Source organism: Enterobacter sp. 22452 (assembly GCF_052045065.1).
In the GTDB taxonomy this organism is placed as follows: Bacteria; Pseudomonadota; Gammaproteobacteria; order Enterobacterales; family Enterobacteriaceae; genus Enterobacter; species Enterobacter mori.
In genome coordinates, this window is sequence record NZ_JBQEOB010000002.1 from 47090 (window position 1) to 68583 (window position 21494).

General features: G+C 57.3%; 20 protein-coding genes. 6 read left to right on the forward strand and 14 right to left on the reverse strand.

Translation table 11 applies throughout. From position 1 onward, the window contains the following. Positions 1–45: 45 nt before the first annotated feature. The 9 genes from ACTJJA_RS05500 to puuD all read right to left on the reverse strand — a co-directional run bounded on the left by ACTJJA_RS05500 (position 46) and on the right by puuD (position 9536). On the reverse strand, positions 46–867 hold the full coding sequence (locus ACTJJA_RS05500; protein WP_440666637.1) for a trypsin-like serine peptidase: 822 nt from the start codon (positions 865–867) through the stop codon (positions 46–48). Between the two features lie 275 nt (positions 868–1142). Continuing rightward, positions 1143–1463 (reverse strand): acid resistance repetitive basic protein Asr, encoded by a 321-nt coding sequence (gene asr, locus ACTJJA_RS05505; RefSeq protein ID WP_029485059.1) that lies wholly within the window; start codon positions 1461–1463, stop codon positions 1143–1145. Between the two features lie 168 nt (positions 1464–1631). Further along, complete coding sequence (locus ACTJJA_RS05510) at positions 1632–2171, reverse strand: thioredoxin fold domain-containing protein (RefSeq protein WP_440666640.1); 540 nt, start codon at positions 2169–2171, stop codon at positions 1632–1634. Positions 2172–2325: 154 nt separating this feature from the next. Further along, positions 2326–3813 carry a carboxypeptidase M32 gene (locus tag ACTJJA_RS05515; protein WP_440666641.1) on the reverse strand — a complete coding sequence of 496 codons (1488 nt, stop codon included), beginning with the start codon at positions 3811–3813 and terminating at the stop codon, positions 2326–2328. A 150-nt stretch (positions 3814–3963) separates the two neighbouring features. Continuing rightward, positions 3964–5235 (reverse strand): 4-aminobutyrate transaminase, encoded by a 1272-nt coding sequence (gene puuE, locus ACTJJA_RS05520; RefSeq protein ID WP_440666643.1) that lies wholly within the window; start codon positions 5233–5235, stop codon positions 3964–3966. Positions 5236–5260: 25 nt separating this feature from the next. Further along, positions 5261–6541, reverse strand: coding sequence for an NAD(P)/FAD-dependent oxidoreductase (locus tag ACTJJA_RS05525; protein WP_440666645.1), 1281 nt, complete (start codon positions 6539–6541; stop codon positions 5261–5263). Beyond that, positions 6538–8031: an aldehyde dehydrogenase PuuC gene (puuC, locus tag ACTJJA_RS05530; RefSeq protein ID WP_440666647.1), complete on the reverse strand. Its 1494-nt coding sequence runs from the start codon at positions 8029–8031 to the stop codon at positions 6538–6540. Before puuC ends, ACTJJA_RS05525 begins: the two co-directional genes overlap by 4 nt. 157 nt (positions 8032–8188) lie before the next feature. Further along, the gene (gene puuR / locus ACTJJA_RS05535) at positions 8189–8746 is read right to left on the reverse strand and encodes an HTH-type transcriptional regulator PuuR (protein ID WP_221549863.1); all 558 of its coding nucleotides are present in this window, start codon (positions 8744–8746) and stop codon (positions 8189–8191) included. A 25-nt stretch (positions 8747–8771) separates the two neighbouring features. Then, on the reverse strand, positions 8772–9536 hold the full coding sequence (gene puuD, locus ACTJJA_RS05540) for a gamma-glutamyl-gamma-aminobutyrate hydrolase (protein WP_440666648.1): 765 nt from the start codon (positions 9534–9536) through the stop codon (positions 8772–8774). A gap of 213 nt (positions 9537–9749) precedes the next feature. Here puuD and ACTJJA_RS05545 point away from each other — a divergent pair, with 213 nt between their 5' ends. The 3 genes from ACTJJA_RS05545 (at position 9750) to ACTJJA_RS05555 (ending at position 12916) form a co-directional block, all read left to right on the forward strand. Beyond that, positions 9750–11168, forward strand: a complete 1419-nt coding sequence (locus ACTJJA_RS05545) for a glutamine synthetase family protein (RefSeq protein WP_440666650.1) — start codon at positions 9750–9752, stop codon at positions 11166–11168. Between the two features lie 181 nt (positions 11169–11349). After that, complete coding sequence (locus ACTJJA_RS05550; RefSeq protein WP_440667698.1) at positions 11350–11535, forward strand: YmjE family protein; 186 nt, start codon at positions 11350–11352, stop codon at positions 11533–11535. Then, the gene (locus ACTJJA_RS05555) at positions 11525–12916 is read left to right on the forward strand and encodes an APC family permease (RefSeq protein ID WP_100166805.1); all 1392 of its coding nucleotides are present in this window, start codon (positions 11525–11527) and stop codon (positions 12914–12916) included. Before ACTJJA_RS05550 ends, ACTJJA_RS05555 begins: the two co-directional genes overlap by 11 nt. A 75-nt stretch (positions 12917–12991) precedes the next feature. On the opposite strand, the gene ACTJJA_RS05560 is transcribed toward ACTJJA_RS05555, so the two are convergent. Continuing rightward, entirely contained in the window at positions 12992–14245 is a 1254-nt protein-coding gene (locus tag ACTJJA_RS05560) for an MFS transporter (protein ID WP_440666653.1), read from the reverse strand. Between the two features lie 121 nt (positions 14246–14366). Here ACTJJA_RS05560 and ACTJJA_RS05565 point away from each other — a divergent pair, with 121 nt between their 5' ends. The 3 genes from ACTJJA_RS05565 to bioD all read left to right on the forward strand — a co-directional run bounded on the left by ACTJJA_RS05565 (position 14367) and on the right by bioD (position 17440). Then, positions 14367–15272: a LysR family transcriptional regulator gene (locus ACTJJA_RS05565; RefSeq protein ID WP_440666655.1), complete on the forward strand. Its 906-nt coding sequence runs from the start codon at positions 14367–14369 to the stop codon at positions 15270–15272. 121 nt (positions 15273–15393) lie between these two features. Then, positions 15394–16614 carry a sugar metabolism global transcriptional regulator Mlc gene (gene mlc, locus ACTJJA_RS05570; RefSeq protein ID WP_440666657.1) on the forward strand — a complete coding sequence of 407 codons (1221 nt, stop codon included), beginning with the start codon at positions 15394–15396 and terminating at the stop codon, positions 16612–16614. A gap of 130 nt (positions 16615–16744) precedes the next feature. Continuing rightward, entirely contained in the window at positions 16745–17440 is a 696-nt protein-coding gene (bioD, locus tag ACTJJA_RS05575; RefSeq protein WP_042714599.1) for a dethiobiotin synthase, read from the forward strand. Here the strand turns inward: bioD and clcB are convergent. From clcB to osmX, 4 genes are all read right to left on the reverse strand, one after another. Then, positions 17375–18685 (reverse strand): voltage-gated ClC-type chloride channel ClcB, encoded by a 1311-nt coding sequence (clcB, locus tag ACTJJA_RS05580; RefSeq protein WP_440666659.1) that lies wholly within the window; start codon positions 18683–18685, stop codon positions 17375–17377. The genes bioD and clcB overlap by 66 nt on opposite strands. Positions 18686–18787: 102 nt before the next feature. Beyond that, a complete protein-coding gene (osmV, locus tag ACTJJA_RS05585; protein ID WP_010430562.1) occupies positions 18788–19936 on the reverse strand; it encodes an osmoprotectant ABC transporter ATP-binding protein OsmV in 1149 nt (382 codons plus the stop codon). Then, complete coding sequence (gene osmW, locus ACTJJA_RS05590) at positions 19936–20583, reverse strand: osmoprotectant ABC transporter permease OsmW (protein ID WP_006808875.1); 648 nt, start codon at positions 20581–20583, stop codon at positions 19936–19938. The genes osmV and osmW overlap by 1 nt, the downstream gene beginning before the upstream one ends. An 8-nt stretch (positions 20584–20591) precedes the next feature. Then, positions 20592–21491: an osmoprotectant ABC transporter substrate-binding protein OsmX gene (osmX, locus tag ACTJJA_RS05595; RefSeq protein ID WP_440666661.1), complete on the reverse strand. Its 900-nt coding sequence runs from the start codon at positions 21489–21491 to the stop codon at positions 20592–20594. Positions 21492–21494 lie beyond the last annotated feature (3 nt).

The following is a 21494-nucleotide window of genomic DNA, read 5'->3' on the forward strand; positions in this document are numbered from 1 at the left end:
GTCAGTTTCGACATCCTCTTCAGGCAGCGATATTCGCTGCCTTTTTTATTGCTGCGCGAGCGCTTCCAGCTTGTCGCGAAAACCGGTAACCGACAGGGCACGGTTATCGGCGCGCCATCTGTCTTTGGCGGATGGGGCAGAGCTTTGAACACCAATCAACTGCCAGCCATTCTCGGTTTTCAACATCAGCGGTGATCCGCTGTCACCCGGTAGCGTATCGCACTGATGCGAGAGCACGCTGCTTTGCGCCCAGCCAGTGACCGTGCAGTCCGTATGCGTGTAGAGAGAATCAAGGTGATCGACCGGGTAGCCGGATTGCGTCACTTTTCGGTCGACGGCTTTCAGTGCCGCCGTCAGCGCGGCTTTGTCACCGTCGAATAAGGGCAGGGGTGTGATACCCGATGGCGGATAACGCAGAACAATCAGCCCAAAATCCCAGGATGCGGCGGCAGGGGGCACAATCCAGCCCTCACCATCCGGTTTTAAGCGTTTACCCAGAGAGGGATCAACCCGTCCTTCAATGCCGTGGATCTCATAGCGCCAGACCCCTTTTTGCGACACAAAGCGCAGGGCGATAGCTTTATCCGGTTTACCGGCTGGCGGCATGAGAAGGCAATGACCGGCCGTCAGTGCCAGTTGAGGCGTAATTAATGTTGCGGTACATAAGTTACCGCTGGCCGTTTGCAGTTGTCCTATGGCATCCCAGGGGGCCTGCGTCGGATCGGTAACCCACGTGCGGTCATCATGACCAAAAAAAAGGGTCTTGACCTCTTTGGCGCTGATAGCGTCTTCATCACCATCGTCCGCATGTAAGAATCCTGAAAAAAGACCAAACGTTCCCAGTAACAACACAACAGATTTACGCATATCACACTCTGGTGGGGTAATTATGATTATTAAAAGTGAACCCTATGAAAATACTATAGACGGGACAGCGCGAAAGTGGGAGTAAAATCAGCGTGCTACAATCAGGAAAGATAAAACTGGCTTGCGATGAGCGCGCATAAAATAAGCAAGATAAGAATGAGCTCAAACCGATAGCGCCGCAGCATACGCCCTCCGGATAAAAAAACGGCGCGGAACTGGTCGGTTCAGCGCCGGTTTACCAACGTGCCCCGAAGGGCACGGTTTAGCTTGTACTCTTACGCAGCTGGCTGTGCAGCTGGTTTAGCAGCTTCGTGTTTTACTGCTTTTTTGTGATGCTTTTTAGCCGCCTGCGCTTTCTGCTCTACAGCAGGTTTGGTCGCTTTTTTGTGGTGCTTTTTAGCGGCCTGGGCTTTCTGCTCTGCAGCAGGTTTTGCTGCTTTGTGATGTTTCTTATGGTGAACCGCTTTGGCTGGCGCAGCGGTGGTGGTTGCAGCTGGAGCCGCAGCAGGTGTTGCGGTCGCGGTAGTTTCAGCAGCAAATGCAGCAGAAGACAGACCCATAGCAGCGGCAACAACCAGAGCTAATACTTTTTTCATTTTCATACCCTCGAATTTGGTTTTTCATTTAACCCCACTGCGGGGCCGTTGAAAGAACTATATCCCTGTAAACTCGGGGTTTCCGTGAGTGATTGGTATCGGCGTGTAACCGTTTGTACATTGCGGATCAATCGCGTTCGCGCGCCATTCATCCGCCCTTACGCGTTATTACTTCAGCGCGGCAAGAATAGCCGCGGGGGACTGACTCCCCACAATCGAGCGAGATGCAGGCTCCACCACGACCATAAACGGTGTGACATTGATGCCCAGCCTGTCGGCCAGAGCAGACTGGCGCGTGACCAGATCGGAACAGGTTGGAGTCGTCTCGTTATTCGGTAAATACCCTTTCATCGCATTCTGCAGGCTTTTCGCCTTATCACCGGAACACCAGACCCTGCCCATATCTTCAATCACAGCGTCGTGAATGGCAGGAGGCGCGACGGTTAAAAACGACAGAGTCAAACCCGCATCGGTATAGTGTTTAACGTTTTTCACCACGTCGCTACAGTAACCACACTGATTATCAATAAACACAATCAGCTTGTACTTTTCAGCATGTGCCTGAAAGGTAATAGGCTGGAGGTCTGCCAGTGAGTGGGTAATATCGTCGTACGCTTCTTTGGGTGTGTTATCAGCAGCGGCCAGCGTGCTAAAACTGGTCGCACACAGCATGGCCAGCGCCACCGTTTTCATTATGCCTTTCATCATTCATCCCTTTATTTTTTCCCGGTCTGATAAGGTTTGTAGGTGTTGACCGGAAGAAGAATTAATACATCAGGCAAGTGCGTAAAGATATGTGCTTAATCATATTCTTATTGCATCGAAGGGAGGAGGTTGCCGGAGCGTGCTCCGGCAGAATGCATTACAAATAGCGCGAGGTCAGATGTTCGCGGAAGTAGCGGATATTCAGATCTTCCCCCGTCGCCTGGGTAATCAGCTGAGAGGTGCTAAACCGGCTGCCGTGCTGCCAGACGTTCTGGCGCAGCCAGTCGAACAGCGCTGAGAAATCGCCGTCAGCAATAGACGCCTGCAGACCCGGAAGCGCCGTTTTCGCGGCGTGGAAAAGCTGCGCAGCGTAAATCGCACCCAGCGTGTACGACGGGAAATACCCAAAGCCGCCGTCGGTCCAGTGGATATCCTGCATACAGCCGTTGCGATAGTTATCTTTGGTCGATAGCCCAAGCCAGGCCTGCATTTTCTCATCCCACAGCGCCGGAATGTCGTCCACCTCAATGTCGCCGTTGATCAACGCGCGTTCAATTTCATAGCGCAGCACCACGTGCGCCGGGTAGCTCACTTCGTCCGCATCAACGCGGATATAGCCCGGCTTCACGCGCTGGTTCCAGGCGATAAAGTTCTCTTCGCTGAACGCAGCCTGGCTGCCAAAGCGGGCGTGAACGGCAGGGAGCAGATGCTTCAGGAAGGCCTCGCTACGTCCAAGCTGCATCTCAAAGAACAGGCTCTGAGATTCGTGGATTGCCGTTGAGCGCGCCAGCGCCACGGGCTGTCCGGCCCAGGCGCGCGGCAGGTTTTGTTCGTAGCGCGCATGTCCGGTTTCGTGGATCACGCCAAACAGCGCGCTTAGCAGCTCGTCCTCGTCGTAGCGCGTGGTGATACGCACGTCTTCCGGCACGCCGCCGCAGAACGGGTGGGCGCTCACGTCCAGACGACCGCCGTTAAAATCGAAGCCGAGCATCTTCATGGCTTCCAGACCCAGCTCACGCTGCGTCGCGGTCGGGAAAGGGCCCTGCGGCGGAACGAACGACCGCTGAGCCTGTTTTTCCACGACGTTTGCCAGGAGGTCCGGCAGCCAGGATTTCATGTCGCCGAACAGCACGTCCAGACGCGCGCTCGTCATGTCTGGTTCAAAAATATCGAGCAGCGCGTCGTAGGGCGAACAGCCTTTGGCGTCGGCGCGCAGGCGAGCCTCTTCGCGGCTCAGTTTCACCACCTCTTTCAGGTTGGCGGAAAACCCCTGCCAGTCGTTGGCGGGGCGCTGAGTACGCCACGCGTGCTCGCATTTGCTGCCTGCCAGCGATTTGGCTTCCACCAGCGATTCGGGCAGCAATGTTGCTTGTTGATAATGGCGCGTCATTTCACGCAGGTTGGCCTGTTCGACATCATTCAGGTCTTCGCTTGCCGCTGCAGCCAGCCAGTCACCCACTTTTTTATCGGTCAGGATCTGATGTTGCAGGACGCTCATCTCCGCCAGCGCTTCACCGCGCGCGGCGCTGCCGCCCGGCGGCATCATGGTGAACATGTCCCAGCTGGCGATGGAGGAGAGGTGGGAGAAGCGGGAGAGACGCTGGAAGGTTTTCACAAGTGACTGATAGGCGGATGTTTTTTGCAATTCTTATTTCCTCTTGCCAGGGATGTGTTTCAGGGAGCATACAATGAAACAGACCAAATTCCCCAACATTTCCCACGCGGAGGAAATCTATGCAGACCTCCACCGTTGAAACCGTCGCCGGCATTCCGGCAGACGGTTTTCAGAGGGCGCTTAGGCCTTATCGCGCATAACCTGTTGCAGGATCGCCAGCGCCTGAGTGAACTGGGCATCCGGAATGGTCAGCGGATAAAGGAAGCGGATCACGTTGCCGTACTGGCCGCAGATCAACAGCAGCAGGCCCTGAGCGAGCGCCTTTTGCTGGATCGCCTGCGCGATGGCGGCCGAAGGTTCACGGCTCTCGGGATCAAAAAACTCCGCCGCAATCATCGATCCTCTCCCCCTTATCGCCACGAGCGCAGGGAAGGTGCCCTGAATCTCTTCCAGCGTGGCTTTCAGTCGATCGCCCAGATGACAGGCGCGCGCGCACAGTGACTCGTTGTCGATAATTTTCAGCACCGCGTGCGCGGCGGCCACCGCCAGCGGGTTGCCTGCATAGGTCCCCCCCAGACCGCCGGGAGCCGGCGCGTCCATGATCCCGGCGCGGCCTACCACGCCGGACAGCGGCATTCCGCCTGCCAGGCTTTTAGCCATCGTCATCAGGTCAGGCTTGTCCGCGTAGTGTTCCATGGCAAACAGTTTGCCCGTACGGGCGAAGCCGCTCTGCACTTCGTCGGCAATCATCACGATCCCGTGTTCGTCACAGATGCGGCGGATGGCGGCCACCAGCTCTGGCGGGGCGACGTTGAATCCGCCTTCGCCCTGAATGGGTTCAAAAATAATCGCCGCCACCTGTTTCGCCTCAATATCCGCTTTGAACAGGCGTTCTATCGCCGTGACGGCATCCTGCGTCGTGATGCCGTGCAGCTCGGAGGGATACGGCACGTGATAAACCGACCCCGGGAAGGGGCCAAATCCCAGCTTATAGGGCGCGACCTTGCCGGTTAACGCCATGGTCATATAGGTTCGGCCGTGAAAACCTCCCCCGAAGGCAATCACACCCGGTCTGCCGGTGTGGGCCCGGGCGATTTTAATGGCATTTTCCACCGCTTCCGCGCCCGTGGTGAAGAACGCCGTTTTGGCCGGGCTCTGCACCGGGGCCAGCTCGTTAAGTTTTTCGGCTAATGAAACGTAGCTTTCATACGGCACAATCTGGTAGGCCGTGTGGGTGAACTGGTGAAGCTGTTTTTCCACTGCGGCCACCAGTTCAGGATGACGATGGCCGGTATTCAGTACCGCGATCCCTGCGGCGAAATCAATATAGTCGTTGCCTTCCACGTCGGTAAGCGTGGCATTCTCCGCCGTGCGGGCAAAGAAATCACACATTACGCCTACGCCGCGCGGGGTGGCAGAAAGTCTGCGCTGATGAAATTCCTGGTTATTCATGTCAGATACCCTTTTGTCGAAACGATCATACGCCAAGACGATCGCGCAGGCTGTAATACGCCGCGCCCATCGCCGTGAATGGAATCCGCAGGCTGCGACCGCCCGGGAAGGGGTAGTGCGGGAGGTTGGCAAACGCATCAAAGCGCTCAGCGTCACCGCGCAACAGTTCTGAGATCAGCCGTCCGGCCAGGTGGGTGCAGGTCACGCCGTGGCCGCTGTAGCCCTGCATGTAATAGATGTTTTTATCCAGACGACCAAACTGCGGCATGCGCGACAGGGTCAGCAGGAAGTTGCCCGTCCAGCGGTAGTCGATTTTGACGCCTGCCAGCTGAGGGAAGGTTTTCAGCAGCTTTGGCATCACCATGCGTTCGACGTCGTCCGGATCGCGCGCGCCGTAGACTACGCCACCGCCGTACAGCAGGCGGTTGTCGGCTGTGAGACGATAGTAATCCAGCAGGTAGTTGCAATCTTCTACGCAGTAGTTATTGGGGATCAGCGAGCGGACGACCTCTTCCGGCAGCGGGGCGGTGGTCACCACCTGGGTGCCGCAGGGCATGCTGCGTTTTGCTAGTTCCGGTTCTATCTTATCGCCCAGATAGGCATTCCCGGCGACGATCACGTAGCGGGCCGTCACCTGGCCATGCTGCGTGCTCACCACGGCCGGGCTGGTGTGCTGAATGGCGATCACCGGGGACTGTTCATACACCCGCCCGCCGTTCAGGCGAATGGCGTCCGCTTCGCCGATTGCCAGATTCAACGGATGAATATGCCCCCCGCTGCGGTCCAGCAGCGCGCCGGTATAGCGCTCGCTATCGACTTCCCGGCGGATGGCGTTGGCGTCCAGCAGCTCCAGTTGCGTGTTGCCGTAGCGTTCCCAGTTGGCTTTTTGCTCCTCCAGCGTCTCCAGCTGCTTATGGTTTAACGCCACAAACAGCCCGCCGGGACGATAGTCGCACTGGATCTGATAGCGCTGGATACGCTCCCGGATGATCTCTCCGCCTTCAAACATCATGCTCCCGAGGACTCTGGCGGCGTCGGGTCCGTAGTTCTTTTCAATCACGTCGATATCGCGGCTGTAGGAGTTAACCAGCTGGCCGCCGTTGCGTCCGCTGGCGCCGAAACCGATGCGCGCCCCTTCAAGGAGCACCACATCGTAGCCCATTTCGGCGAGATGCAGCGCGGAGGAGAGGCCGGTATAGCCGCCGCCTACCACGCACACGTCACAGCTGATCGACTCGTTAAGCGTCGGGAAAGGTTCGTAAGCGTTCGCGCTGGCCGCGTAGTAGCTGGTGGTATGTTCGGTCATGATTGAGACTCCAGGGCAATCCAGATGGTTTTCAGTTCGGTAAATTTTTCCAGCGCGTGCAGGGACTTATCGCGGCCGTTGCCGCTCTGCTTATAGCCGCCAAAGGGTACGGTCATATCACCGTCGTTATAGTTATTGACGAAGACCGAGCCTGCTTTCAGGCGGCGGCTCATGCGGTGCGCGCGGGAGAGATCGCGGGTCCATACCGCCGCGCCAAGCCCATATTCACTGTCGTTGGCTAGCGTTAAGGCTTCCTCTTCGGTTTTAAAACGGGTGACGACCAGCACCGGGCCGAAAATCTCCTCCCGGCACAGCGGGGATGCGGGGTCGATGTCGACAAAAATGGTCGGACCGACTGCGGAAGGCCATAGCTGTTCCCGCCCGTCCAGCAGCAGCGTACCTTCCCGGGTTCCCTCGCGGATGAACGTGTGGACGGTATCGGCGTGCGCAGCGTCGATGAGCATTCCCATCGTGCTGTCGGGATCGAGCGGATCGCCCGGCTGCCAGTGACGAGCCTGCGCTTTTAGCTTTGCCAGGAAGTCATCGGCGATGCTGTCTTCGAGCAGCAGGCGGGTACCGGCGATACAGACTTGCCCCTGGTTATAGAAAATTCCTGCGGCGGTCGCGCTCACGGCCTTGTCCAGGTCCGGACAATCGGCAAAGATAATGTTGGCACTCTTGCCTCCAGCCTCGAGCCAGACGCGCTTCATGTTGCTTTCACCCGCGTCCTTCAATAGCTGCTTGCCGGTACGGGTAGAGCCGGTAAACGTCAGCACCTCGACCTCCGGATGCAGTGCCAGCGCCTGGCCCGCTTCGTGGCCGTAACCGCTTATCACATTCAGCACACCGTCCGGCAGGCCCGCCTCTTTCGCCAGCCCGGCCAGCCGCAGGGCGGTGAGCGGCGATTTCTCCGACGGTTTCAATACCACGCTATTGCCCGCGATCAGTGCCGGGCCCAGCTTCCAGCAGGCCAGCAGCAGCGGGAAGTTCCAGGGGACGATGGCCGCGACAACCCCGATGGGCTCGCGCACGATCATTGCCAGCTCGTCCGGACCCGTAGGCGCCACTTCGCCGTAGACTTTATCCGCCGCTTCGGCGTACCAGCGAATGGCGCGAGCCGCGCCGGGAATATCGTCGCGCAGGCTGTGGCGTATGGGTTTACCGGTGTCCAGCGTTTCCAGTAAGGCCAGCTCTTCGCCGTGGCGTTCCATCAAATCGGCGAGCTTATTTAGCACGGCCTTGCGCTGCGCCGGAGACGCCTGCGACCAGTCACCGCGCTCAAATACCTCGCGCGCGGCCTGAACCGCACGGTCCACGTCCGCCTGCTTGCCCCGGGCCACGTATGCCAGCGTCTGTTGGGTTGCGGAATTGACGGTTTCGAACGTGGCATTATCGGCGGCGTCACAATAGGCACCGTTAATAAATAGCCGAGTCTCAATGGCGCTGTTTTTTGCTTTATCCTGCCAGTAAGTCAGGTGCTTAAAATGCATATTCACTCCTTTCTTTCGCAATCAGATAAATAAAGGCATGGCCGTTTCAGGCAATACGAAGCCGTGAGGCATCCCGGGAATTAACCCGTTAAATGCCGACATTGATCGTTTTTATTTGTCCCGGCGTAAGCGGGCTTACGCCGGGACTGAGTGGTAATTAGAACGTGGTGGGGGTGTGGGCACTGATAATGCGGCAAATGCCTGCCGAGGTGTTGCTGAAGCTGTGCGGTATGCCGGTATTGATGGCATAGCTTTGCCCCGCAACCAGGTGATAAAGCTGGCCATTAATGGTCAGCACTATTTCACCTTCCAGTATCGTACCGATCTCCTCACCCTGATGTTTGATCCTCTCTCCGGTCGTGGTTCCAGGCTGGTAAGTTTCAAAAATCATCGCCAGCGTACGGTTCGGATTTCCGTTATGAACCAGCTTCATCGAAACCCCCTGACTGCCTATTTCGATAAGGTCTTCCTGATTAATAACCACCTGCGGTTCATCAGGTTTTTCCGGTTCCGAAAAGAATTCCGAGAGCGACAGCCCATAAACTTTCAGCAGCTTTTGCAGCGTACTGATGGCAGGACTGACTTTATCCTGCTCAATGGTGCTGATGGCACTGTGTGTTAACCCAGACAGTTCGGCGGCACGCCGCTGCGAGAGACCCAGCTGCTGGCGGATCTCTGACAGACGTTTCCCTGGCGCCAGTCCGTCATCGCTCATAGTTGCATTTCCTTTACGATAGTGGTCAAAGCCGTTGCTTCTCGGCAACGTGGCTTTGACAGGCGGTGATAAAACCTTCAAACAACATGCGTGACAGGGCGTACTCGCTGCTGTTCCATTCGGGGTGCCATTGCACGCCGAGGGCAAAAGGGTGGTCATGAACGCTAACCGCTTCGACCAGCCCGTCCGTCGAGCGGGCCTCCACGCGGAGCCGTGGTCCTAACGTTCGTGCACCTTGCCCGTGTAACGAGTTTACCCAAAATGTGTTACAGCCTGGTATTAATTGAGACAGCAGTCCTCCCTCCTGAACCTGAACCTCATGAGACGGGGCGTATTGTAGCTCAACCGGCAGTTCAGGATCTTCCCGGTGCTCAAGCAGGTCGTTCTGCTCGAACAGGCGACGATACAGCGTCCCTCCCGTTGCAACAACCAGTTCCTGCAGCCCCCGGCAGATGGCGAAAATGGGGATGCGCCTTTCGAGCGCGGCAGCAATCAGCGCCATGCTCAGAAGATCTCGCCCGGGATCGGCGTTAGGCTCATCGCCGTTTTCACCATACAGGTGCGGCTGCACGTTACTAGGGCTGCCCGGCAGGTAAATCCCGTCCAGAGTTGGCAGCAGAGCGGTAATGAGCTCTGGCTCTGCCAGCGCATGCGGTAAGGCAATAGGTAAGCCCCCCGCGTTAAAAATGGCGTTCAGGTACTTTTCTTGCAGGGTCTGGGTCTCATGACCCTTAAGCCTGTTTCTACACATCACCACGCCAATAACTGGCTTGTTCATTATATTTTCCATGATCGCCCTCACAAAGTGGACTAAATTTAGGCCATTCTCGCCTGTTAAACGGCCTTTTCGTTCAATATTTTCTCAATCTAGCAACGGGATCTGCCTTTTGCAAACTTAATTTAACATTTGACAAACAATTTGTTTGCATACAGATTCGATAGGGTGGACATTATATTTGACAGTCCAGAGCAGCGAACGCAAATCCAAAAACGGTGGTAAATCATGGAAACCAATATCGTAGAAGTTGAGAACTTTGTGCAGCACACGGATGAGAGGCGGGGCAGCGCCTTTACGCAGGAAGTGAAGCGCTATTTAGAAAAGTATCCTGACACCCAGTTTATTGATGTCCTCCTGACCGACCTGAACGGCTGTTTTCGCGGCAAACGCATCCCGGTTGCCGGACTGAGCAAGCTTGAAAAAGGCTGCTATTTCCCGGCATCGGTTTTCGCCATGGACATTTTGGGTAACGTCGTGGAAGAGGCGGGCCTGGGGCAGGAGCTCGGCGAGCCGGACTGTATCTGCGTGCCAGTGCCGGGCACCCTGACGCCGTCCGCCGCCGACCCGGAGTACATTGGTCAGGTGCAGCTCACCATGGTCGATGAAGATGGCGCTCCCTTTGACGTTGAGCCGCGGAACGTACTCAACCGACTCTGGCAGCAGCTGCGCCAGCGCGGTCTGTTCCCCGTGGTAGCGGTAGAGCTGGAGTTCTATTTGCTTGACCGTAAACGCGATGCCGAGGGCTATCTGCAGCCACCCTGCGCGCCGGGCACCGACGTGCGTAACACGCAGAGCCAGGTCTACTCGGTTGATAACCTGAACCACTTTGCTGACGTGCTGAATGACATTGACGAACTGGCGCAGCTGCAGTTGATCCCCGCCGACGGGGCAGTGGCTGAGGCCTCCCCGGGCCAGTTTGAGATTAACCTGCACCATACGGAAAACGTGCTTGATGCCTGCGATGATGCGCTGGCGCTGAAACGACTCGTCAGGCAGATGGCGGAAAAACATAAGATGCACGCCACGTTTATGGCAAAGCCGTATGAAGAGCATGCGGGCAGCGGGATGCATATCCACATCAGCATGCAGAACAACAGAGGCGAAAACGTGCTCGCAGACGCCAGCGGCGAGGATTCCGCGCTGCTGAAACGCGCGTTGGCTGGGATGATCGATCTGATGCCGGCGTCCATGGCGCTGCTGGCACCGAACGTCAACTCCTACCGCCGTTTCCAGCCGGGGATGTACGTGCCGACGCAAGCGTCATGGGGACACAACAATCGCACGGTTGCCCTGCGTATCCCCTGCGGCGATCGCCATAACCATCGGGTCGAGTACCGGGTGGCGGGAGCAGACGCGAATCCGTATCTGGTGATGGCGGCGATTTTTGCCGGCATTTTACATGGGCTGGATAACGATTTACCACTGCAGGAAGAAGTTGAAGGCAATGGTATGGAGCAGGACGGACTGCCATTCCCGATTCGCCAGAGCGATGCGCTGTGGGAATTTATGCAAAACGATCATCTTCGCGAGCGGCTGGGCGAACGTTTCTGCCACGTCTATCACGCCTGCAAGAATGATGAACTGCTGCAGTTTGAACGCCTGATTACCGAAACTGAAATTGAGTGGATGCTGAAAAACGCCTGATGACGTGCCCCGATAAGGGGCCGCTTTTTTTCATCGCATACGTATCACCAAACGGCCTGCGCGGAGCCTGGCCTAACTGTTCGCTGGCACGCCAGCTATCTCCCGGGAGTCGCGTTATGGAGCGCAGGCGGCACAGGGATTTTCTTAACGACACTGTGTGACGAGGTAGGAAATGATGCAGATGTTTAACTATCCGCAGGGCGAAGGGGGCCAGTCAGGCTCCTGCTGTGAGTGCGAGCCAGAGACGGTGCGCTGGTACGATAGCGTGTGTTCTTTACAACTTCCCCCTTTGCTAAGCAGGTTTGCGTTAAGGTCAACGCAAGTGCAAACCACGGTAAGCATGGGGGGGACGGTTTATGGCGACTAATACCTCTCTTGATTCGCCGGGCATGGCCGGAAGAACCCGGCTGCGCAGCTCCCTCAAGCTCTGGCAGGTAGTTATGATGGGGCTGGCTTACCTCACCCCCATGACCGTGTTTGATACCTTCGGCATTGTGTCCGGTATCAGCAATGGCCACGTGCCCGCCTCGTATCTCCTGGCGCTGGCTGGCGTCATGTTTACCGCCATCAGCTACGGCAAACTGGTGCGACAGTTCCCGGAAGCGGGCTCTGCATACACCTACACGCAGAAATCGATCGGACCCCACCTGGGTTTTATGGTCGGCTGGTCATCGCTGCTGGACTATCTCTTCCTGCCGATGATCAACGTGCTGCTGGCGAAGATCTACCTTTCCGCGTTGTTCCCTGAAGTCCCGCCGTGGGTCTGGGTGGTGGGGTTTGTGACGATCATGACGCTGGCGAACCTGAAGAGTGTTAACCTGGTCGCCAACTTTAACACCCTGTTTGTGCTGGTGCAGGTCGCCATCATGGTGGTGTTTGTCATACTCGTGGTGCATGGCCTGCACAAGGGGGAGGGCGTCGGCACGGTTTGGTCGCTCCAGCCGTTTATCAGCGAGAACGCACACCTGCTCCCTATTATTACCGGCGCGACTATCGTTTGCTTCTCTTTCCTCGGCTTTGACGCGGTTACCACGCTGTCGGAAGAGACGCCAAACGCGGCGCGAGTTATTCCCAAGGCCATTTTCCTGACCGCACTGTATGGCGGGCTGATATTCATTGTTGCCTCGTTTTTCATGCAGCTCTTTTTCCCGACAATCGCGCGCTTTAAGAACCCGGACGCCGCGCTGCCGGAAATTGCACTGTACGTGGGCGGCAAACTCTTCCAGTCGGTGTTTCTGTGTACCACGTTTGTGAATACGCTCGCTTCAGGCCTGGCCTCGCACGCCAGCGTCTCACGCTTGTTGTATGTGATGGGGCGTGACAACGTCTTTCCGGAGCGGGTGTTTGGCTACGTGCATCCGAAATGGCGTACTCCGGCCCTGAATGTCATTATGGTTGGGATAGTGGCGCTGTCGGCCCTGTACTTTGATCTCGTGACCGCGACGGCGTTGATCAACTTTGGCGCGCTGGTGGCGTTTACGTTTGTTAATCTCTCGGTGTACAACCATTTTTGGCGGCGTAAGGGGTTGAACAAAACGTGGAAAGATCGGTTCCACTATTTCCTGCTGCCAATCATTGGTGCCGTAACGGTCGGCGTGCTGTGGATAAATCTCGAAGCGACGTCCCTGACGCTTGGCCTCATCTGGGCAGCGCTGGGGATCCTTTACCTGACATGGCTAACGCGTCGTTTCCGAAAACCGCCTCCGCAGTTTAAAGCCGGTAAGATAGAGCAGGCCTGGGATTCCTGAACGTGAAACGGCACCAGTACGCTGGTGCCGTTTATCTGGAGCGCTCTTCTTACCGGGCATCAGCTCGCAAGCTTATTATCTCAAACGTTTGTGAAGACTTCCCCCCACCAGCAGCGCCGCGCACAGCATCAGCGCGATAAACCCGCCCACGCCGTTCCAGCCGTAGTTGTGCCAGAACACGCCGCCGAGCGTCCCGGCAATGCTTGATCCCAGGTAATAGCTAAACAGATACAGCGACGACGCCTGGCCCTTTGCGCGACGGGCGCGCGGGCCAATCCAGCTGCTGGCGACCGAGTGGGCGGCGAAAAAGCCTGCAGAGAAGAGCAGCATTCCGGCAAATATCAGCCACAGAGAGGAGAAGAGCGTCAGCAGAAGGCCGAGCAGCATCACCGACGTGAAGAACAGCATCACCGGGCCACGACCGTAGCGTGCGGTCATCGCTCCGGCTTTTGGCGAACTCCAGGTACCGGTGAGGTACGCGACGGAAAGCAGGCCGACCATCGCCTGGCTGAGATGCCACGGAGATAGCATCAGGCGATAGCCAATGTAATTAAACAGCGTGACAAACGAACCCATCAGCAGAAAACCCATCAGGAACAGGCGCGGCAGCCCTTTATCACGCCAGTGCAGGCGGAAGTTGATGAACAGCGTTTTGGGGCGCAGGGACGCCGGGCGGAAGTGACGTGATTCCGGCAGAATTTTCCAGAACATCAGCGCAGAGGCGAGCGCAAAGCAGCCAATCACCGCCAGCGCAATGCGCCAGTTAAAGAAATCCGTAAACACCCCGCTCAGCAGGCGTCCGCTCATCCCGCCGATGGAGTTCCCGCTGATGTACAGCCCCATAGAGAAGGCGACAAAGCTCGGGTGGATCTCCTCGCTGAGATAGGTCATCCCGACCGCCGCGACGCCGCTCAGCGATAGCCCGATCAGCGCACGCATTATCAGGATACCGTGCCAGCTGGTCATCATCGTCGAAAGCAGCGTACAGACGGAGGCCAGCATCAGTGCGGTGACCATGACCTGCTTTCGGCCAATCGCATCTGAGAGCGGCCCGGTGAACAGCAGACCGACCGCCAGCATACCGGTGGAGAGAGAAAGCGAAATACTGCTACTGGCAGGCGACACGCCAAACTCGTGGGACAACACGGGCAGGATCGGCTGAACGCAATAGAGCAGGGCAAAGGTTGCGAGACCCGCTGAGAAAAGCGCCAGCGTGATGCGCATAAACTGAGGGGTACCACGTTTAATAAACTGCACCGGCTGAGATGCTGCAGGTAAATCATCAATATCATTTGCCGGAGTGATATCAATGGTAGTTGTACGACTCACACATGTTCCTTGCTTAAACATCCCCGTGATTTCTGGTGACGGGTATGACCACAAGATCAGAGTAGGAAAATGTAAATATTCTGTCTAATATATTAATAATCTCAAATGATACTTTAAAAATATGAATATCGAACTGCGTCATTTACGCTACTTCGTGGCGGTAGCCGAGGAGCTGCATTTTGGCCGTGCGGCGGCGAGGCTGAACATCTCTCAACCACCGCTCAGCCAGCAAATTCAGATCCTCGAACAGCAGGTTGGGGCGCGTCTGCTGGCGCGTACGAACCGTAGCGTGAGCCTGACCGCCGCGGGCAAGCAGTTCCTGGCCGACAGCAGGCAAATTCTGAGCATGGTGGATGACGCCGCTGCCAGGGCGGAGCGGCTGTATCTGGGGGAGACCGGTGAACTGCGGATCGGCTTTACCTCGTCGGCGCCCTTCATTAGCGCCGTCTCAGAAACCCTCTCATCGTTCCGCCGCCATTTCCGGGACGTGCATATTCAGACCCGCGAAATAAACACCCGCGAGCAAATTTCGCCGCTCAACGAGGGGGCGCTCGACCTGGGGCTGATGCGTAATACCGCGCTACCGGATACTCTGGCGTGGCAGGTGATCCTGCGCGAACCCCTGATGGCGATGATCCCGCAGGATCACCCTCTGGCGTCGCAAGCTTCCGTGACGCTGGCAGAGCTGGCAAAAGAGCCCTTTGTCTTTTTTGACCCTCAGGTCGGCACCGGTCTGTATGACGATATTTTGGGCCTGATGCGTCGCCACGATCTCGCCCCGGTGATTACTCAGGAAGTGGGGGAGGCCATGACCATTATTGGTCTGGTTGCCGCCGGGCTTGGGGTTTCTATTCTCCCGGCGTCCTTTAAGCGGGTACAATTGCAGGAAATGCGCTGGGTGGCGATTGCCGAAAAAGAGGCGGTTTCCGAGATGTGGCTGGTCTGGTCAAAACATCGCGAACAGAGTCAGGCGGCGCAGCGGTTTAAAAAGCAGCTCATTACAGCCTCGGCAGGGCGATATTTATAGGGAAACTGGGGTAAAAATGTGCGGTAAATCACATGGCTAAGTAAATATTTGACGACGCCTGGTGAAGTGCTTCACCATAGCCAACAGTTTATTTCGAAGCTCGAAAATAAGGGAGTACGAGGTGGTTGCTGATAGCCAGCCAGGGCATATTGATCAGATTAAGCAGACCAATGCAGGCGCAGTGTATCGCCTGATTGATCAGCTCGGTCCGGTTTCGCGTATCGATCTTTCGCGCCTGGCACAACTGGCACCCGCCAGTATCACCAAGATAGTCCGCGAAATGCTGGAAGCCCACCTGGTCCAGGAGACGGAAATACAGGAGCCGGGCAGCCGTGGACGTCCTGCTGTCGGGCTGGTGGTAGAAACGGAAGCATGGCACTACCTGTCACTGCGCATCAGCCGGGGGGAGATCTTCCTTGCACTGCGCGATCTCAGCAGCAAGCTGGTGGTGGAAGACCGGCTGGAGCTCCCGCTCGATGCGGAACAACCGCTTCTTGACGCCATTCTGGCCCATATCGATCACTTCTTTATTCGTCATCAGCAGCGGCTTGAACGATTAACGGCGATTGCTATCACCATGCCGGGTATCATTGATACCGAGAATGGCATCGTGCACCGCATGCCGTTTTATGACAATGTCAAAGAGATGCCGCTGGGTGAGGTGCTGAAAAACCATACCGGCGTACCCGTCTATATTCAGCATGATATCAGCGCCTGGACCATGGCGGAGGCGCTGTTTGGCGCATCTCGCGGCGCGCGCGACGTTATTCAGGTGGTGATTGATCACAACGTGGGAGCGGGGGTGATTACCGACGGTCGCCTGCTGCACGCCGGAAGCAGCAGCCTGGTGGAAATCGGTCACACGCAGGTCGACCCGTACGGTAAACGCTGCTACTGCGGGAACCACGGCTGCCTGGAGACCATTGCCAGCGTCGAAAGCGTGCTGGAGCTGGCGCAGGTGAGGCTCAGCCAGTCGATGAGCTCCTCGCTTCACGGCCAGCCGCTTACCGTGGATTCTCTCTGCGCTGCAGCCCGACAGGGGGATTTACTGGCGAAAGATATCATCACGGGCGTCGGTAACAACGTGGGCCGCATTCTCGCCATTATGGTCAATCTGTTTAACCCACAAAAAATTCTGATTGGTTCACCGCTCAGCCAGGCGGCGGAGATTCTCTTTCCGGCGATTTCTGCCTGCATCAACCAGCAGGCGCTTCCTGCGTACAGTAAAAACATCGCGGTCGAAAGCACCCAATTTTCGAACCAGGGAACCATGGCCGGTGCCGCGCTGGTGAAAGATGCGATGTATAACGGCTCTTTACTGATCCGTTTGTTGCAGGGTTAACTCTTTTCCATAGATGTAAGAAATATTGCGCTATCTCAAGCCGGGTAGCGCACGCATCCCGTAGACTTCCCCCACTGAATTATTTACCTGGTTTATATTTTCGAAGCATACCCAAGAGGTGGAATGAGTCATGCTTAAGCGTTTCTTTGTTACTGGTACTGATACCTCTGTCGGCAAGACCGTCGTATCCCGCGCATTGCTGCAGTCTCTGGCAGCCAGCGGTAAACGCGTGGCAGGGTACAAACCGGTCGCAAAAGGCAGTAAAGAGACGCCAGACGGATTGCGTAATAAAGACGCCCTGGTGCTGCAAAGCGTTTCGTCCATTGAATTACCTTATCACGCGGTAAATCCTATCGCGCTGAGCGAGGATGAGAGCAGCGTGGCGCACAGCGGTCTGATCAACTACAGCCTGCTTTCCGACGGTCTGGCGAGCCTGAGCGAGAAAGTTGACCACGTTGTGGTTGAAGGTACCGGCGGCTGGCGCAGCCTGATGAATGATTTACGCCCGCTTTCCGAGTGGGTGGTGCAGGAACAGCTGCCCGTGGTGATGGTGGTCGGCATTCAGGAAGGGTGCATCAACCATGCCCTCCTGACGGCACAGGCCATTGCCAATGACGGCCTGCCGCTGGTGGGCTGGGTGGCTAACCGTATTAATCCGGGGCTTGCGCACTACGCTGAAATCATCGATGTGCTGAGCAAAAAACTCCCCGGGCCTTTAGTGGGTGAATTGCCCTACCTGCCGCGCGCCGAGCAGCGCGAATTAGCGCAGTACATCGACCTCTCTGCTTTCAGCAGTATGGGGTCCGTAGACAGAGTCGTGGCGTAACGTCCTCGACAGTACCGACGCGACGACGCACGCGACCAGCAAGCCGGGCAGTAAAAAATACTGCCCGGTCATTTCACAGACCATCAGTGCCGACATAATCGGCGCATGCGTCGTGGCAGCCAGCAGCGTTGCCATACCTGCCAGCCCCAGCAAAATTGCCGTCTCAGCACCTGGTAACCACAGCGCGGATAGCTGCGCAAACAGCATTCCTGTCGCCATGCCGACAAATAACGTCGGTGTGAACACCCCGCCAGGCGCGCCCGAGCCGCTGCTTGCCAGGACCGCCAGCAATTTACAGATAAACACGCCTGCAATCACCGACAGTAACGGCGGGGCGAGAAGAAAAGCCTGAACCACACTGTAGCCATTCCCCCACACCTTCGGCGTCAGCAGCGACAGCAGCCCGACGATCAGCCCGCCCAGCGCCAGCTGCCACGGCGGCGAAAGCTTAAGGCGCAGAAACAGAGCGTGGCTGTAGGCCATGAGCCACATCAGCAGCGGACCGCACAGCCCGGCCAGCAGTCCCATGCCGACAATCAGGGAATAATCTAGCGCGGTAAGGCTCTCGCTGAGGTGAACCAAATAAAGGGTGTTTGCGCCGGGGCTGAGCAGGCGTGTCGTAAGCAGCGCGACCACCGCAGCAATCACCACCGGGCCGAGCGAGGCCAGCATCAGCGTGCCAAACAGGATCTCAGCGATGAACAGGCTTCCGGCTAAGGGGGCGTGGTAGGCGCTGGCCATCCCGGCGGCGGCCCCGCAGGCAATCCACAATTTCCATTCTGATTTAGGGGTAAAACGCCGGGCGAACAGGGAAGCAGCGAGGGCGGCAAGCAGGATCATCGCCCCTTCACGCCCGATGGCGCTGCCGCTGGCGACCACCAGCAAAGAAGCGAGTGATTTCACCAGGCTAGCACCGTAATCAAACTGTCCGTCTTCGGTTTCCAGCGCTTCCATATAATCGGTTGGCGCGTGAGGCCGCTGCGCGGTAAAGCGTTGCCATCCCCAGAGCAGCAGCCCGGCAGCCAGACCGCCCAGCGCGGGCGTCAGCACCCGTCGCCAGGGCGATAATGCGGCGGCGGCGTTCACCAGGCTGCCGCTGTCGTTGCTTAGAAACAGCCACTCCAGCAGATACATGCTGTGGCGGAATACCGCAACGGCCAGCGCGGCCAACACGCCGGTGACGGAGGCAATCAGTAATCGGCGAAACATCGCGCGGATGTCGGGGTAGGCGTGAAGACGTTGCATGGGTCGCGATTAAACGGGGACGATACAATATTGTGGCGGGAAATCGTGGGGTTAGCAAAAGGTATGCGTGCGAAAAAGCCGGGCGATGCCCGGCCTGAAAGATTAACTCTCACTATGAATATTCAGCGCCCGGCGCGTACGCCCTGAACTCAGGTACTCGGCAATATAATCCTGAGAAATCTCGCCGTTGTAGCGCCCGTCCTCATCCACAATCGGCATCCAGCTGGTATTGCTCTCATACAGACGTGAAAGCACCACGCGCAGGTTGTCTTCCGCTTTGCCGGTCATGCGGAACGGATGCAGGATGTCGGCGCAGGTACCGCTGGCGTTACGCGCTTCGCGACGCTTCACAAAGCCCAGCGGTTTGCCGTGCTCATCGACCACGGTAATCGCGCGAATGTCATTATCATCCATGGTTGAAAAGGCTTCGGGAAGCGGGGTAGAGCCCCGCACCGTAATGGTCGGCTGCTGGTCGGTCACGTCTCCTGCGGATACCAGCAGCAGACGCTTCAGCGTACGGTCCTGACCGACAAACGAGCCGACAAACTCATTCGCCGGTTTTGCCAGCAGTTCATCCGGGCTGGCGCACTGCACGATTTTCCCCTGACGGAACACCGCAATACGGTCACCGAGCTTCAGGGCTTCGTCGATATCGTGGCTCACCAGCATGACGGTTTTTTTCAGCTTGCGCTGCATCTCCAGGAACTGGTTCTGGATCACCTCGCGGTTGATCGGGTCCACCGCGCCGAAGGGTTCATCCATCAGCAGTACCGGAGGATCCGCCGCCAGGGCGCGGATCACGCCGATACGCTGCTGCTGGCCGCCGGACATCTCGCGCGGGTAGCGGTTGAGGAACTTATGCGGATCCATCGCCACCATATCCATCAGCTCTTCGGCGCGGGTTTTGCAGCGCGCTTTATCCCAGCCCAGCATGCGTGGCACGACGGTGATGTTCTCTTCGATGGTCATGTTCGGAAACAGGCCAATCTGCTGGATCACGTAGCCAATGTTGCGGCGCAGGGTGACGGTGTCCATCCCGCTGGTGTCTTCACCGTTGATCAGGATTGTCCCGCTGCTCGGGGTGATGAGGCGGTTAATCATCTTCAGCGTGGTGGTTTTCCCACAGCCGGACGGGCCGAGCAGGACGCACATTTCCCCTTCGGGCACGTTCAGGTTGACGTTATCAACGGCCTTAAAGGTCTGGCCGTGCTTCTGTGAAAATTGTTTGGTGAGGTTTTCCAGTTTTATCATTATCGAATCCCCTTTGGAGTCAGTACCACCTGCAGACGGTGCAGCAGCCAGTCGAGCACAATCGCTAAAAGACAAATCATCAGCGCGCCCGCAATCAACATGCGAATATCGCTTCCGCCGATGCCATTGAGCAGCAGCAGCCCCAGACCGCCCGCGCCGATCACCGCGGCAATCGCCATCACGCCGATGTTCATCACCACGGCGGTGCGGATCCCGCCGAAAATCACCGGCAGCGCCATCGGGATCTCAACCCAGCGCAGGCGCTGCCAGAAGGTCATGCCGATGCCGCGCCCGGCTTCGCGCAGGCCAGGCGGCAGGCTGTCGAGCGCCGTATGGGTATTGCGCACAATCGGCAGCAATGAGTAGAGAAAAACAGCGGTGATTGCTGGCAGGGCACCGATACCCTGACCGATCAGCGAAAACAGCGGGATCATCAGGCCAAACAGGGCGATGGACGGAATGGTCAGCACGATGGTGGCTATCCCCAGCACCGGCGTTGCCAGCCACTTGTGGCGGACAATCAGAATGCCCAGCGGTACGCCGATGATGATGGCTAAACCTACGGCCAGCGCCACCAGCCACAGATGCTGCAGCGTCAGGGTCAGCAGGTAGTCCCAGTTATCGAGAATGTAGTGAATCGTCTCCATAGCGCCTCCTACAGCAGCTGTTTGCTACGCAGGAAATCGCGGGCGACCTGCTGCGGTGACTGATGGTCGATATCCACCTTCTTGTTCAGTTCGGTGATAACGTCGTTGTTGAGCTGGGCAGAGAGGGTGTTGAGCGCCTCTTCCAGGCCGGGGTTGGCCTCCAGCGTGTCTTTACGCACCACCGGCGTCACCGCGTAGCTCGGGAAGAAGCCTTTATCATCCTTCAGCACTTTCAGGTCGAAACCCTTCACGCGACCGTCCGTGGTGTAAATAAGACCGGCATCGACAAACCCGTCGCGTACGGCGTTGTATACCAGGCCCGGGTCCATCTGGCGGATCTGTGGGCGATCCAGCTCCATGTTGTAGGCCGCCTGTAGCGGCTTCATACCGTCGCTGCGCCCGGCAAACTCCAGGTCTAAGCCCAGCAGCCAGTTTTTGTCCGGGTTGGTTTTACGGATATGCTCAATCTTCGCCACCATCTCCGACATGGTGTTGATATGTTCTGCCTCGGCGCGCTTGCGCTGCATGGCAAAGGCATAGGTGTTGTTCATGTCGGCAGGCTTGAGCCAGACCAGACCGTGCTTCGCGTCCAGGCGTTTCACCGTCTCGTAAGACTCCTGCGGCGACATGCGCTTGTTGATGTGGTTAAAGATGATCAGCGACGTGCCGGTGTACTCCCAGGTCATGTCAATCTGCTTGTTGATCATCGCGTTGCGGGAGATCACCGTGGCAATGTTGGTTTGCGGCTGCACCTGAAAGCCTTTCTTTTGCAGGTACTGCACGGTCATTGCCGAGAGAATGTGCTGCTCGGTAAAGCTCTTGGTCGCCAGAATCAGCGGGGCCGCCATCGCCTGGCTGGTGAACAGCGCCGCGGCACACAGCGCCGTCAGGCCGGAAAACAGTCTCATAAA

Coding starts and splice junctions, on each gene's coding strand:
- osmX (WP_440666661.1), bottom strand. CDS start 21,491: ATGAGACTGTTTTCCGGCCTGACGGCGCTGTGTGCCGCGGCGCTGTTC.
- puuD (WP_440666648.1), bottom strand. CDS start 9,536: ATGGAAAATATAATGAACAAGCCAGTTATTGGCGTGGTGATGTGTAGA.
- ACTJJA_RS05510 (WP_440666640.1), bottom strand. CDS start 2,171: ATGATGAAAGGCATAATGAAAACGGTGGCGCTGGCCATGCTGTGTGCG.
- bioD (WP_042714599.1), top strand. CDS start 16,745: ATGCTTAAGCGTTTCTTTGTTACTGGTACTGATACCTCTGTCGGCAAG.
- osmV (WP_010430562.1), bottom strand. CDS start 19,936: ATGATAAAACTGGAAAACCTCACCAAACAATTTTCACAGAAGCACGGC.
- puuE (WP_440666643.1), bottom strand. CDS start 5,235: ATGAATAACCAGGAATTTCATCAGCGCAGACTTTCTGCCACCCCGCGC.
- ACTJJA_RS05545 (WP_440666650.1), top strand. CDS start 9,750: ATGGAAACCAATATCGTAGAAGTTGAGAACTTTGTGCAGCACACGGAT.
- ACTJJA_RS05555 (WP_100166805.1), top strand. CDS start 11,525: ATGGCGACTAATACCTCTCTTGATTCGCCGGGCATGGCCGGAAGAACC.
- puuC (WP_440666647.1), bottom strand. CDS start 8,031: ATGCATTTTAAGCACCTGACTTACTGGCAGGATAAAGCAAAAAACAGC.
- clcB (WP_440666659.1), bottom strand. CDS start 18,685: ATGCAACGTCTTCACGCCTACCCCGACATCCGCGCGATGTTTCGCCGA.
- puuR (WP_221549863.1), bottom strand. CDS start 8,746: ATGAGCGATGACGGACTGGCGCCAGGGAAACGTCTGTCAGAGATCCGC.
- ACTJJA_RS05565 (WP_440666655.1), top strand. CDS start 14,367: ATGAATATCGAACTGCGTCATTTACGCTACTTCGTGGCGGTAGCCGAG.
- ACTJJA_RS05500 (WP_440666637.1), bottom strand. CDS start 867: ATGCGTAAATCTGTTGTGTTGTTACTGGGAACGTTTGGTCTTTTTTCA.
- ACTJJA_RS05525 (WP_440666645.1), bottom strand. CDS start 6,541: ATGACCGAACATACCACCAGCTACTACGCGGCCAGCGCGAACGCTTAC.
- osmW (WP_006808875.1), bottom strand. CDS start 20,583: ATGGAGACGATTCACTACATTCTCGATAACTGGGACTACCTGCTGACC.
- ACTJJA_RS05550 (WP_440667698.1), top strand. CDS start 11,350: ATGTTTAACTATCCGCAGGGCGAAGGGGGCCAGTCAGGCTCCTGCTGT.
- asr (WP_029485059.1), bottom strand. CDS start 1,463: ATGAAAAAAGTATTAGCTCTGGTTGTTGCCGCTGCTATGGGTCTGTCT.